Source organism: Thiosulfatihalobacter marinus (genome assembly GCF_016019955.1).
GTDB classification, from domain to species: Bacteria; Pseudomonadota; Alphaproteobacteria; order Rhodobacterales; family Rhodobacteraceae; genus Shimia; species Shimia marinus_A.
Window position 1 is genome coordinate 132,140 of sequence record NZ_JAECRZ010000008.1, and the last position, 12,901, is coordinate 145,040.

Annotated in this window: 11 protein-coding genes; 3 read left to right on the forward strand and 8 right to left on the reverse strand. The window is 60.8% G+C overall.

The genetic code is table 11. The annotated features are described in order from the left end of the window. The first annotated feature begins 64 nt into the window (after window positions 1-64). From I3253_RS13385 to I3253_RS13395, 3 genes are all read left to right on the forward strand, one after another. Window positions 65-2,872, forward strand: coding sequence for a molybdopterin oxidoreductase family protein (locus I3253_RS13385; protein WP_197918315.1), 2,808 nt, complete (start codon window positions 65-67; stop codon window positions 2,870-2,872). A gap of 130 nt (window positions 2,873-3,002) precedes the next feature. Next, window positions 3,003-3,764: a 4Fe-4S dicluster domain-containing protein gene (locus tag I3253_RS13390; RefSeq protein ID WP_197918318.1), complete on the forward strand. Its 762-nt coding sequence runs from the start codon at window positions 3,003-3,005 to the stop codon at window positions 3,762-3,764. Continuing rightward, entirely contained in the window at window positions 3,764-4,636 is an 873-nt protein-coding gene (locus tag I3253_RS13395; protein WP_197918332.1) for a dimethyl sulfoxide reductase anchor subunit family protein, read from the forward strand. Before I3253_RS13390 ends, I3253_RS13395 begins: the two co-directional genes overlap by 1 nt. Here the strand turns inward: I3253_RS13395 and I3253_RS13400 are convergent, their stop codons facing one another. From I3253_RS13400 to I3253_RS13435, 8 genes are all read right to left on the reverse strand, one after another. Further along, window positions 4,637-4,774 carry a hypothetical protein gene (locus I3253_RS13400; protein WP_197918334.1) on the reverse strand — a complete coding sequence of 46 codons (138 nt, stop codon included), beginning with the start codon at window positions 4,772-4,774 and terminating at the stop codon, window positions 4,637-4,639. A 111-nt stretch (window positions 4,775-4,885) separates the two neighbouring features. Continuing rightward, the gene (locus I3253_RS13405; RefSeq protein ID WP_197918336.1) at window positions 4,886-5,539 is read right to left on the reverse strand and encodes a DUF1523 family protein; all 654 of its coding nucleotides are present in this window, start codon (window positions 5,537-5,539) and stop codon (window positions 4,886-4,888) included. 14 nt (window positions 5,540-5,553) lie between these two features. Continuing rightward, complete coding sequence (locus tag I3253_RS13410) at window positions 5,554-5,820, reverse strand: hypothetical protein (RefSeq protein ID WP_197918337.1); 267 nt, start codon at window positions 5,818-5,820, stop codon at window positions 5,554-5,556. 3 nt (window positions 5,821-5,823) lie between these two features. Beyond that, the gene (locus I3253_RS13415) at window positions 5,824-7,167 is read right to left on the reverse strand and encodes a DUF6638 family protein (RefSeq protein WP_197918339.1); all 1,344 of its coding nucleotides are present in this window, start codon (window positions 7,165-7,167) and stop codon (window positions 5,824-5,826) included. Between the two features lie 126 nt (window positions 7,168-7,293). Beyond that, window positions 7,294-9,231, reverse strand: a complete 1,938-nt coding sequence (locus tag I3253_RS13420) for an AAA family ATPase (protein ID WP_197918341.1) — start codon at window positions 9,229-9,231, stop codon at window positions 7,294-7,296. 70 nt (window positions 9,232-9,301) lie between these two features. After that, window positions 9,302-10,420: a hypothetical protein gene (locus tag I3253_RS13425; protein ID WP_197918342.1), complete on the reverse strand. Its 1,119-nt coding sequence runs from the start codon at window positions 10,418-10,420 to the stop codon at window positions 9,302-9,304. A gap of 21 nt (window positions 10,421-10,441) precedes the next feature. Further along, entirely contained in the window at window positions 10,442-11,518 is a 1,077-nt protein-coding gene (locus tag I3253_RS13430) for a hypothetical protein (protein ID WP_197918344.1), read from the reverse strand. A gap of 164 nt (window positions 11,519-11,682) precedes the next feature. Then, window positions 11,683-12,891, reverse strand: a complete 1,209-nt coding sequence (locus tag I3253_RS13435) for an aminopeptidase P family protein (protein WP_197918346.1) — start codon at window positions 12,889-12,891, stop codon at window positions 11,683-11,685. Window positions 12,892-12,901: the final 10 nt, after the last annotated feature.

Below are 12,901 nucleotides of genomic sequence, written 5' to 3' on the forward strand. Positions count from 1 at the left end.
GGAAAAAACCTCTGGCATTCGCGCCACTTTGCGCCACTCTGTTCCAAACCACACCGAGGCCCGCATGTCCGCTCCACAGCATCGCATCGATACATCCCCCAAGGTCTCTGACGAAATCCGCCAGACCACCTGTTACATGTGCGCCTGCCGCTGCGGGATCAACGTCCATATGAAGGACGGCAAGGTCGCCTATATCGAGGGCAACCGCGATCACCCGGTCAACAAGGGCGTTCTCTGTGCCAAGGGCAGCGCCGGAATCATGCAGCACAACGCCCCCTCACGCCTGAAAAAGCCGCTGTTGCGCACCGGCCCGCGCGGCTCGGGCGAATACCGCGAAATCTCGTGGGAAGAGGCGATGAACACCGCCGTTGGCTGGCTCACCGAAATCCACGAAACCGCACCCCACAAGCTGGCCTTCTTCACTGGGCGCGATCAGTCGCAATCCTTTACCTCCTTCTGGGCGCAAAACTTCGGCACCCCAAACTATGCGGCCCATGGCGGCTTTTGCTCGGTCAACATGGCAGCGGCGGGCATCTACACCATGGGCGGCGCCTTCTGGGAATTTGGTCAGCCAGACTGGGACCGCACAAAACTGTTCATGCTGTTCGGCGTGGCCGAGGATCATGACAGCAACCCGATCAAGATGGGGCTGGGCAAGCTCAAGGCACGCGGCGCGCGCGTGATCGGCGTGAATCCGATCCGAACGGGATACAACGCCATCGCCGATGACTGGATCGGTATCACCCCCGGCACAGACGGCCTTTTCATTCTCGCATTGGTGCACGAACTGATGCGCGCAGGCAGGATCGATCTGCACTATCTGGCCCAATACACCAACGCCCCGGTGCTCGTGGACGAGGAAACCGGCCTCCTGCTGCGTGACGCGGATGGCAGGCAACTGGTCATCGACCGCGCCACCGGCAAACCCGCGCCGTTCGATCAGACGGGCGTGCGCCCCGATCTTTCCGCAACTTACCGGCGCGCCGGCGTCACCCACCGCACCGTCATGGCACATATGGCCGACCGCTACCTGTCACCGGATTACAGCCCCGACACCGTGGCCGAACGCTGCGGCATCCCGGCCAGCCGCATTCGCGCCATTGCCGCGGAACTGGCCCGCGTCGCCTTTGACGAGGCATTCGAGCTGGAACAGGAATGGACCGATTTCCGGGGCGAAACCCACAAGACCATGACGGGCCGCCCGGTCAGCTTTCACGCCATGCGCGGCATCTCGGCCCATTCCAACGGGTTCCAGACCTGCCGCGCCCTGCACGTGCTGCAAATCCTGCTGGGCAGCGTCGAGGTGCCCGGCGGCTTCCGCTTCAAGCCCCCCTATCCCAAACCGGTCGAGGCCCACCCAACCCCGCATGGCCATGGCCGCCCGGGACGCCCGCTCGAAGGCCCGCATCTGGGCTTTCCCCGCGGCCCGGAAGATCTGCAACTGGACGACAAGGGCAACCCCACCCGCATCGACAAGGCGTTCTCCTGGGAAAACCCGATGTCGGTGCACGGGCTGATGCACATGGTGATCTCAAACGCCCATGCCCGGGATCCCTATCCGATCGACACGCTGTTCATGTACATGGCCAACATGGCCTGGAACTCCACCATGAACACGCCCGGCGTGATCGAGATGCTGACCGACCGCAATGATGATGGCGGCTACCGCATCCCGCGCATCATCTATTCGGATGCCTATAGTTCGGAAATGGTCGCCTATGCCGATCTGATCCTGCCCGACACCACCTATCTCGAACGCCACGACTGTATTTCCCTGCTGGACCGCCCGATCTGCGAGGCCGACGCCGCCGCCGATGCCATTCGCTGGCCCGTCGTAGAGCCCGATCGCGACGTGCGCGGGTTTCAGTCTGTTCTGATCGAACTGGGCGCGCGGATCGGTCTGCCCGGTTTCGTCACCGAAGACGGCAGCCCGAAATGGAAGGACTACGCCGACTATATCGTCAGCCACGAACGCCGCCCCGGCATCGGCCCGCTGGCCGGGTTCCGGGGCGATGGCACCGAAACCGGACGCGGCGCCGTGAATCCGGATCAGCTCAACCGCTACATCGAAAATGGCGGCTTCTTCGTCGAACACATCCCGGACAACGCCCAATTCATGAAACCCTGGAACATGGCCTATCAGGACTGGGCGGTGGGCATGGGACTGTTCGACAGCCCCCAGCCCTTCCTGTTCCAGCTCTATGTCGAACCGATGCGCAGATTCCAGCGCGCCGCCGAAGGCCACGGCGATCGCCAGCCCCCCGAACATCTGCGCGCCCGCCTGAAACACGTGATGGAACCGCTCCCGATCTGGTACGAACCGTTCGAACAATCAGTGGTCGACACGGATACATACCCGATCCACGCGCTCACCCAGCGCCCGATGGCCATGTATCACAGCTGGGGCACACAAAACGCCTGGCTGCGCCAGCTGCACGGCTCCAATCCGCTCTACCTGCCCACCAAACTCTGGATCAAACACGGCTTCCAGAACGGCGATTGGGCGCGCGTCACCTCCGCCCATGGCGAGATCACCGTCCCCGTTGCCCATCAGGCGGCGCTCAACGAAAACACGATCTGGACATGGAACGCGATCGGCAAACGCCAGGGCACCTGGGCGCTGTCCAACGACGCGCCAGAAGCGCGCGAAGGTTTCCTGCTCAACCACCTCATCCACGAACTGCTCCCGGCACGCGGCGACGGCCTGCGCTGGGCTAATTCGGATCCCATCACCGGGCAAGCCGCCTGGTTCGACCTGCGCGTACGCATCGAAAAAACCACCACGCCAAACCGCAGCCTCCCGGCCTATCCGCCGATCGCGTCACCGGTGCCGCCCGGCCCGGCCAATCTCGCATGGAAGGTCGGAAAATGAACCACGCCCATCCTTCATTTTGCCTGAAATACTCCGGGGGAGTCGCCGGCGGCGACGGGGGCAGCGCCCCCAACCGAAACGCCACCCACGCAATACCGACGTTATACCGACGCAATACCGAACCAAAAAAATGACCGATCTTCCCTCCAAAACCGCCCGCAAACTTGGCCTTGTGATCGACCTGGATACATGTGTCGGCTGCCACGCCTGCGTGATCTCCTGCAAGGGCTGGAATACCGAAAACTACGGCGCGCCGCTGTCGGATCAACGCCCCTATGGCGACGAACCGATGGGCACGTTCCTGAACCGCGTGCACAGCTACGAGGTTCAGCCCGAACACGGCCCCGCACAGACCGTTCACTTTCCAAAGTCCTGTTTACATTGCGAAAATGCCCCCTGTGTCACGGTCTGCCCGACCGGCGCCAGCTACAAGCGCGCCGAGGATGGCATCGTGCTGGTCAACGAGGATCATTGTATCGGCTGCGGCCTGTGCGCCTGGGCCTGCCCCTACGGCGCGCGCGAAATGGACCAGGCCGAAGGCGTGATGAAGAAATGCACGCTCTGCGTTGATCGGATCTACAACGAAAACCTGCCCGAAGAAGACCGCGAACCCGCCTGCGTGCGCACCTGCCCCGCCGGCGCACGCCACTTCGGGGATTTCGCGGACCCAACCAGCATGGTATCTCAACTTGTTGAAAACAGGGGAGGAATGGACCTGATGCCGGAACTTGGCACCGCACCGGTGAACAAATACCTCCCCCCACGCCCCAAGGACGACTGGGACGACACCGCCCCGCTGGCCGCTTTTCTGCAACCTGTCGCCCAAGAGCCCTCCGGCTTCCTCAATTGGCTCGACAAGGCCCTCGACAAATTGCCCGGAGGGGCTTCCTGATGCATCCCGCGCCTTCCGTTATTCTTTTCACAACCCTTTCCGGGCTAGGCTTTGGTCTCTTGTTCTGGCTGGGGGTCGATTCCACGCCGCCCACGGGCTGGGGGGCGTTTGCATTCTTTTTCATCGCCCATGCATTGGCGGTTGGGGGGCTGATTGCGTCCACCTTTCATCTGGGCCACCCGGAACGCGCTTGGCGCGCGCTCTCGCAATGGCGCAGCAGCTGGCTCAGCCGCGAAGGTATTTGCGCGATCAGCGCGCTTGTCGTGTCCGGCGCCTACGGCGCCGCTCTGATCTTTCTCGGGCAGGCGCCCGGCTGGCTCGGCTGGCTTGGCGCGCTCCTGTCGCTTCTGACGGTGTACACCACCGCGATGATCTATACCCAACTGGCAACAATACCTCGCTGGAACACCGCGCTGACACCGGTCCTGTTTCTTGGCCTGTCCCTTTCGGGGGGTGCCCTGCTTTCCGGGCGGGTCGCCATTGTATCGGGATTGCTGGGCGTCGCCGGTCTTGTCCAACTGGCCTGGTGGCTGCGCGGCGACCGGGCCTTTGCGGCAAGCGGCAGCACGCTGGGCACGGCAACCGGCCTTGGGGATCGCGGCGAGGTGCGCTCGTTCGCGCCGCCCCATACCGCCCCCAATTATCTGATGCGCGAGTTTGTCTTTGTCATCGGCCGCAAACACGCGCTCAAGCTGCGCGTGATCGCGGTTTTCCTGATGGTCATCCTGCCCATTGGGCTGCTGATGACCCCGTTCAGCCACGTGCTTGCCGTGCTGGCGGTTCTCAGCCATATCGCCGGGGTCGCGGTGTCGCGCTGGCTGTTCTTTGCCCAGGCCGAGCATGTTGTCGGCCTCTATTACGGGTTACGCTGATCAGCGCTGCGCCTGATGCAGATAGTCTGTCCAGTGCGGCACTGGTTCGTGTGCGGACCAGTTGCGCACCCGGATCAGAAGCGGGCTCAGCAAGGCAAAAAGGCCGAAAGCGCGGGGTTTGGTCAAGAGTTTGGGCATGTCGATTTCCGTCGTCAAACAGGGATGTTGGCGCTCACATACGCCGCGCCACCCCCCTGGACCACGGACAATCCCGCATTGCCGCATTGCAGAAAACGCGACCCTCCCGCTTCAGCGGCGCGGCTTACCGCGCCAACTGTCCAGCCAGCGCGACAACCGCCCGCGCTTTTCGGCAATGCTGTCACCGGCAGCTTCAAAACTGTCGCCCATTTCTTCCAGCACAGGATCTATACGGGCCCGTCGGAACCGGCGCCAACGTACCCAGATCGCCCAAACCAACGCGAAAAACAGGACCAGGATGATGATGTTCAACCAGGGAATGATCCTTGCATCCGGGCCGTCCACCGGCTTGACACCAACCGCGTTGGGATAGATCGACAGGAACTCGTTGCGCCAGCCATAGTGCTTGATCGCCACCCAGCGCGGGCTTTCGGCAGTTGACCTCAGATCGGCCGCCTCGGCCTGAAGATTGGAGGTATCGAACTTGAAATAGGGCGGCCACCCTGCGGATGTATCCTCGTTGCGGTAAACCATCACCTTGCCATTCGGGCGCTTGGTCTGGATGAAGAACACATCGCGATTGATCGTTGCGGTGTTGTTGCCCGCGTCAGGCGCCGCCCAGAAAATGGAATTCTCCCCGAAATCGATCCGCTTTTCATAGGTATCCGTGATCCGGGCAATATCGTTCTGCGGCAGCGTATAATGAAAGAACGCCGCGACCAGCAGCCAGAACAGCCCCCAGAATCCCCATTTGACATAGACCATCCCTGTGGCCCTCCTTAGTAGAAATTCATGAAATAGATCAACACGATCACCAACGTGACCGGCACGATATAGACCCCCAGGATCAACTTGCGGCGCAAAGAGCCATCAAAGTCCCGCAGCCCCTTGTCGATCCATGCGTCCCGATCGCCGGTCATGCCCTCGCGGTCCCATTGCGCTTTCAGTTTTCCGCGCCGGACACTGCGGGAATACAGCGACAGGCAGATATAGATCACCGTCAGGACAACAAGTCCGATCACTGTCAACCGGGCCAAAGCAAACATCGTCTATCTCCTCACCGCGCCCCAGGGGCCGACGCGTGCGATCAGGCCATCGCGCGGCACGGGGGGCGGTTCCTGCATGGGCGCATCATGCCCGAAAAGCGCAGCCCGCGCACCGGTCTTGTCGGCCTGATACTCGCGGTCAAGAAAATCGGCGACATAGGATTTCTTGGTCTGGGACCATCCGGCATAGGCGGCATAAAACGCCTCTTTGTGACAGATGAACAACTGGCGCACATCCTTGGGTGCAAGCTCGGCCAACAGCATGTTCACTAACGCCTTGTCGGGCGTGTCCGCAGCGCGCAACGAATAGAAATAGGCCGGATGATCGCTGTTGATACGGGGCCAGGGCCCATCGCTCTCGGCCCAGCTGACCAGCGCGCGCAGCCCGTGATATTCAGGCGGCAGCCGGTCGGCATTGGCGCGCGCCAGGGCGCGAATGTCCCGGCGCGTGGCGCCCGTCAGGTCTACGCCCGCGTCCTGCGCGGCGTCCACAACAATGAAATCCATCTTCTGGCGCAGGATGGCGCTTGCATCTATGCCCCGCGCCTTGACGATGGGCTCCACCAGATCATTTTCGGCAAGAAACCTGGCAATCGGATTGACATCTCCGAATTCGAGAACCTGCCGGATCGGCAATGCGCCCAACCGGGCCTTGTCTGTGCGTGCAATCGCCGCCGGGTGCTCAACCCCTCGAAAAATGTACACTCCGCCAAAATGGGCCGTCCAGAAATTGTCCTGCTGAAACGTCATGTTTTTCAGCCGCACCGGATTGCGCGTCACGTCGCCGGTGCGTTTGGCCAGGGTGATCATGTCGGCGATCAGCACATCGTCAAACCAGGCGTCTTCCTCGCCCTTGAACCGGTCCACCATCGCGGCCAGCTCATCCGCATCACGCAACGTACCCTCTGTGGTATCCGCCTCGATCTCGACCTTGCGGATATCGAACAAACGTACCGGATCGGACACGCTGAACACAGAATTCACCAGCTCCCCCGCCACACAATCCCGCGCCGTCAGCGCGAAAAGCTGCGGTTCATTGACTGCAATGAACTGCCGAAGGATATCGCGGCTGGTCGAGAATTTGGCATTCAGCAACGGCGCCGTCTTCTGTTCGGTCGTAAGCAAAATGAACTGCCGGTTGCAGCCGCCCTGGTTCAGATAGGCCGGATCATTCAGTTCGTCCCCGATCTCGGGCGAGAAACCGGAGATGTCGATATGGAAATCCGTCAGCGCCGTGGACTTGCCCGTCAGATGCCTGAGCGCGCGGTTGTAGCGCTCGACAAGCACGGGCGAGTCCACCTCGACAAGGTTGCCGAACATAAGGCCACGTTCAATCAGCCTGTGCATACCGGCCTCCGCCATACGATACCAACGACGCTCCTGCATCGGTGCGCCTGTCCCGGGCCGATTTCCGGACCTTGTTAGCCAAGGGGCAAGACCCGCGGTCAGACCCGAAGCTTAGCCAGACCAACATCACCCATCCCCCTTCAGATACCGCCGCTTGGCCTCTTCCATCCGCCGCATGTCACGCACGGCGTCGGCAATCGCCGCCTCGTCCGATTTGTCGGCATAGCGGAACTCGCTATCGGCATAGCGATTGATCTCCTGGATCACCATCTCCACCGTGATCGGCACCTGCAACGCCGAAATCATGTCCTTCTTGCGTTCATAGGATTGGAACAGGAAAAGCTCGGGCGCCTCCATCCATTCATCCGGCAGTTCGAAATCCATCGCGCGCACCTTGACCGCGTCGGTGATGTTCTTGACCGCGCGCCCGGTAAACCGCTCATCCGCCTGCTGGATCGCCTTCAGATAGATGCCCAGCCTGGCAATCGTGTTCAGTTCTCCGATCTGGTCATGCACCCTGTCAAAGACATTCATCAGCCCCGCCTCGTGCGGGCGGGAATGGCTTTCGAAACTCGCGGCCACTGCCCTCTGGATCGCCTGCGCCGCGAACAGGTCATGATCGCCCAGCGGAATGTCGTGGTTCTTGCCCATCAACAGGGCCAGAATGTCGATATAATCCTCGCGCGTTTGCGGCCCATCCACAAGAAACCGCGCCCCGGCCCGCTGACGCAGGGCATCGTCCACGTTCTCGGGGTAGTTGGAGAACATGCCAAAAGTACAGTTCCCCCGCACCACGGTGTTGGCCCCGGCAAAGCTCTCCATCAGCACCGCCGTGATCTCCAGCTGCCCCGCCGAGGATTGCCGGTCGCCGCGCTTGCCCGCCAACTGATCGATATCGTCAATCGTACCGAACCCGATCACCATCGGATCGATTATTGCATTGATGAAAGCCTTGGCGTTCTGGCCCGACTTTCCCTGATAGCTGTCGATATTGTCGGTGCTGAGGTTCTGATAGCGGAACGGATACCCCGCCGCCTGGCAATAGTCGTTGATCAGCCCCGCCATCATCTGGATCAACGTCGTCTTGCCCGTCCCCGGCTTGCCATCCCCCATGAAGGTAAAGATAAAGCCGCCAAGGTCAGCAAACGGGTTCAGTTTGCGGTCAAAATCATACGCCATCAGCATCTTGGACAGGCGCATCGCCTGGTATTTTGCGATATGATTTCCGACAACCTCATTGGGCTTCTTGAAAGTCATCGTCAGGGCCGTACCCCGGACAGCCCGCGCCGGCATGAACCCATTGATCGTCAGATCATCCGCCTCGATACGCCAGCTCGCCCCGGTAAACCCCGCCAGCCTTCCGGCACTCTGGGCACGCAGGGCCAGCTTTTCCATCACTTGCTCGGCAAAGGCACAGACACATGCCACCAGCCGCGTTTCATCGCTGACATGTGCGGCAATATCCTGATCCAGTTCCCAAAGCACACCATGCAACGCCACCTGCGCATTGTCGGTCAGCACCTCCTCAACCTCGCCCACCTCGACCGGGGTTTCGCCGATATGCGGCGCCAGCAGAAACGCGGTTGCATTGGCAAAGACATGCGCCACCACAAGCGCCTCGGCGCTCAGCAATTCGCTGAATTCGGTCTTGCGATCACCACCAAGCGACCCGGCAAGATTGTCGCGCTTCAAACCACCCAGCCCCGACGCCTCCGAAAAGGTTTCGCCGACCGCCAGCGCAATTGCCAGAGCACGGCGCAACCCGTGCAACACGTTGGCCTGCACCGGAGACACCAGCGGATCGCCCCCGTCCGCGCCCTCCACCCGGGCAACCAGATGCACCCCTTCGGGCCGGGCCGTGGACCGGGTGACAAGCCCCGGCGTGGTGGACCGAAACCGCCGACGCCCGGCAATTCCGGGCGAGCGTTCCTGAGTCCTGTCCGCTGTCTTTGCCTTGGCGATGCGCGGGGTATGATCAAAACCGTCAAGCAAAGCCACAGCGGCATCATAGTGCTTGCGAATGTCCTCTTCCCGCAGCTCCATCTGATCGCTAGTCAGGCTCATTTCTCAAGACCCCATTCTTCATTTTGCCAATAAATACTCGCGCCGCAGGCATGGCCCGCGCGCGGGCCATTCAATAACTCAGCACCTGTCCCCGAGGGCTCACCACATATTTTCGCACGCTGGCGAAACCGGGCGGGTTCAGCTCTTCGAGCACCTGAAACGGACGTTGCGGCACGATGATTGCGCGCTCCATGCGGGTCGCCCCGGTATCCACCCCCCGGCCCGAAAACGGATCCAGCGCGAACACCTCGCGCTCCACGGTGGAAAACCACCCGGCCCGCTCTTCCTTCACCCGTTCTGACAAAAGCTCCTCCACCGTCCATGCCAGCGCCCAGTCTTCGCCTTCGGGCGCGCGGGCCTGTTCCAGAACGTCGCGCAACGGCCCCGATTGACGCGTGAACGCGCTCGAATACATCGGGCCAACGTGATACCGGCGCAGGCGCTTGGGGTGCAGATCGTCAAAGCTCTCGTCAAACCCGCGGGCAATCGTCACCAGCTTCAGCCCGCCCAGGCTTTGCGCTATGAGATGCGCCTGCACTTCCGGCCAGCGCCGTTCGTCCTTGGGAAGCGCCACACGCCCGCTGTCTTCCAGGTCAAGAAGATAGATCGTCGGCAGGTTGACCTGACTGTCATACACCGCCCAATGCAACAGATACCGCCGCCGATCCTCCTTGTTCTCGATCCACTCGACCTGGGGATGGTTCTGCGCCCAGAACAGATCGCCGCGCAGCAACTCCTCATAATACAGTCTTTGGGACAGCGCGAACTGCAACTTTACCGGGATATCGCGTTCACCGATGATGATCCGAAGCATCTGGTCCTTCAGGTCTTCGGCCGAGGGCAAGTTGCGCAGATGGGTCTGAGCCTGCTGCGCGTCATTCGCCATGACCAGAAGCTCGTTGAACACCGGAAACCCGCTTTCCACCGCATCAAAGGACAGAGATCCGAAAAACCGCCCCGTTTCACGGCCAACCAGTAGGTATTTCATGCTGAGCGCGCGGAATGTGTGGCTGATGGCCCGCAGATAGCGCGTCATGACGGATACATCCAGATCACTCAGCGCGCCTTCGGCCGCCCGCGTTCCGGCAACCCGGGTCAGGTGATCCGTGATGCGCTCGAATTTCCGGAAATACCGCCGCGATGCATAGGTATCCAAGAGCGCCTTGTGGTCCCGGGTTGTGTCGCTCATGTCTGTGTCCGCCACAGGCGATCAGGCGCCATAAAGGTTCTTGTCGTGTTTCTCGACAATCTTCTGGAATCGGCGGGCAAAGCGTTCATCCGCCTTGGCCTTGGCCTCCAGAACATCGCGCGCATAGACCATGTGTTCCTCGTGGGCTTCCATCATGTCGGCCATACGCTGATTGGTCGCCGTGCCGATCGCCGCCATGCTGGCCTGGGCTTCCTTGTCGGTCTCGACCCCGATTTCGTTGATCCGGTGCGCCACATCCTGTTGTTGCGCCGTCTTCAGCGATTTGGTCAGCGCATCGTACAGAACCACCCGTTGCCTGGTATCGGTTTGCAGCTTGTTGATCAGCACCATCTGTGTGGCCGCCTGGTTTTGCAGAGAATCGATCCAGGTTTTGCCCTTTTCGATATAGCGTTCCAGTGTTTGCGACTTGGCCAGCTTGACCTGTTCGTCCTGCACCAGCGCATTGTAACCGGCGTTCAGCTCGGCCAGTTCACTTTCCAGCTTGGTTCGCGCGGCGGCATCCTGTTCCACCGCAATCTTGTTCTCCAGCGCGATGATCCGGGGATCCATCGTCAGGATCTCGGCCCGAACCGTTTCCAGGGCGCCCACCGTGACCTCGCGTTCGTCCAGAGTCTCGGTCAGATTGGTTTCAACCCGGCTTTTCTGCTCGTTCAAGACTGCCAGCTGATCTTCCAGCAACCGGGTGATCACATCCGACTTTGCAATCAGGTCTTGCAGCTTGTCGTCGATGCTGGCGGTGCGAATACGGTCCTGCCGCATCGATTCCGATTTCGCGCGGCTGAAGACACCGACAAGGCTTTCCCAGCCGGTCTTGTCGCGCATTTCGTCGAAATCCTTGGAAAAGGCCGATGTCACATCGTCCAGCCCCATGATCAGTTCGGCAATGTTGGCGTTCATTACGTCGGTATGGGCATGCACATCGTCCAACGAGGCGTTTTCGATGTCTATGGCAATATCGTCGCCGGTTTTTATCTTGGCCCGCGCGGTTTCGATCCGGGTGGTCAATTCGGCGATCTTGGCCTGCGCCGCAGCCACCTGTTCCTGAGATTCGCGCACCTGGGCATCAAAATCAGCCATCAAACACTCCCTTTTATCAACCAGTTGGGTCAGATATGGGGAATGTTACGCCCATTTACATCAACCCGTCTGCAATTCGCTCAGAGTGTTGCAAATGCGCAAGACAAAGGGAAGTGCGCGAAATCCGGGTCCGGGAAGAGGAGCGCGCCCTCTTCCCAACCGGTTCACCCCACAACGTTGAAACCGGGCCCATAGGGATATCCGGTGATATTCTCATTCCCGTCTTCGGTGATCACCAGGATATCATGTTCGCGATACCCGCCAGCGCCTGGCTGACCGTTGGCGATGGTCAACATCGGCTCCATCGAGATCACCATGCCCGGCTCCAGCACCGTGTCGATATCTTCGCGCAGTTCCAGACCGGCCTCGCGGCCATAGTAGTGCGACAACACGCCAAAGGAATGCCCATACCCGAAGGTCCGGTATTGCAGCATGTCGCGTTCCTCGAAAAACGCGTTGATGGCATGTGTCACCTCGGCACAGGATGCCCCCGGTTTCAGCAAGGAAATGCCCAGCTCATGCGCGCCCACATTGGCCTGCCAATACTCCAGCGACGCCGCATCCACCTCGCCCACGAACAACGTGCGCTCCAGGGCGGTATAATAGCCCGAGATCATGGGAAACGTATTCAGTGACAGGATATCGCCCCTCTGCAACTTGCGCCCCGTGACCGGGTTGTGCGCGCCATCGGTATTGATCCCGGACTGAAACCAGACCCAGGTATCGCGGTATTCCGCTTCCGGGAAACGCCGCGCGATTTCCAGCTCCATCGCATCGCGCCCGGCCATGGCCACGTCAATCTCGCGCACGCCTTCGCGGATCGCGTCGCGGATCGCGTAACCGCCCACATCCGCCACGGCCGCACCCGCGCGGATCAGCTCGATTTCGGCCACCGATTTGTGCATCCTCTGCTTCATTGTGGCGTCATACAGGTCCACAAGGCGCGATGGCGCCAGAAAGCTGTCCAGTTTTTCGCGTTGCATCAGGGTCAGGTGATCGCTTTCACATCCGATGGCCGCGCCTTCGCCCGTTACAGACCGGATCGCGCGCCAGAAATTGTCGCGCTGCCAATCCGTATAGGTGATATTGTCACCATAACAGCGCCGCCAAGGCTGACCCGCGTCGATCCCGGCCGAGATCGTGACGCAGTCGGCCTGCGTCACCACCAGCGCATAGGGCCGACCGAATGAACAATAGGTAAAGCCCGAATAATACGAAACATTGTGCATGGATGTCAGCACCGCGGCCTCTGCCCCGGTTTCGGACATGATCCGGCGCAACCCGGAAAGCCGGCTGGCATATTCGGCATCGTCAAATTGCAATGGTGCCTTTTCGCCATTGTGGAAGCGGTAGAATTCTGGACGTGCAGTCATTTTGACCTCC

What these genes read in the sequence shown, in the direction of transcription:
- I3253_RS13385 (WP_197918315.1), top strand. Translation starts at nt 65, where the DNA reads ATGTCCGCTCCACAGCATCGCATCGATACATCCCCCAAGGTCTCTGAC.
- I3253_RS13390 (WP_197918318.1), top strand. Translation starts at nt 3,003, where the DNA reads ATGACCGATCTTCCCTCCAAAACCGCCCGCAAACTTGGCCTTGTGATC.
- I3253_RS13395 (WP_197918332.1), top strand. Translation starts at nt 3,764, where the DNA reads ATGCATCCCGCGCCTTCCGTTATTCTTTTCACAACCCTTTCCGGGCTA.
- I3253_RS13400 (WP_197918334.1), bottom strand. Translation starts at nt 4,774, where the DNA reads ATGCCCAAACTCTTGACCAAACCCCGCGCTTTCGGCCTTTTTGCCTTG.
- I3253_RS13405 (WP_197918336.1), bottom strand. Translation starts at nt 5,539, where the DNA reads ATGGTCTATGTCAAATGGGGATTCTGGGGGCTGTTCTGGCTGCTGGTC.
- I3253_RS13410 (WP_197918337.1), bottom strand. Translation starts at nt 5,820, where the DNA reads ATGTTTGCTTTGGCCCGGTTGACAGTGATCGGACTTGTTGTCCTGACG.
- I3253_RS13415 (WP_197918339.1), bottom strand. Translation starts at nt 7,167, where the DNA reads ATGCACAGGCTGATTGAACGTGGCCTTATGTTCGGCAACCTTGTCGAG.
- I3253_RS13420 (WP_197918341.1), bottom strand. Translation starts at nt 9,231, where the DNA reads ATGAGCCTGACTAGCGATCAGATGGAGCTGCGGGAAGAGGACATTCGC.
- I3253_RS13425 (WP_197918342.1), bottom strand. Translation starts at nt 10,420, where the DNA reads ATGAGCGACACAACCCGGGACCACAAGGCGCTCTTGGATACCTATGCA.
- I3253_RS13430 (WP_197918344.1), bottom strand. Translation starts at nt 11,518, where the DNA reads ATGGCTGATTTTGATGCCCAGGTGCGCGAATCTCAGGAACAGGTGGCT.
- I3253_RS13435 (WP_197918346.1), bottom strand. Translation starts at nt 12,891, where the DNA reads ATGACTGCACGTCCAGAATTCTACCGCTTCCACAATGGCGAAAAGGCA.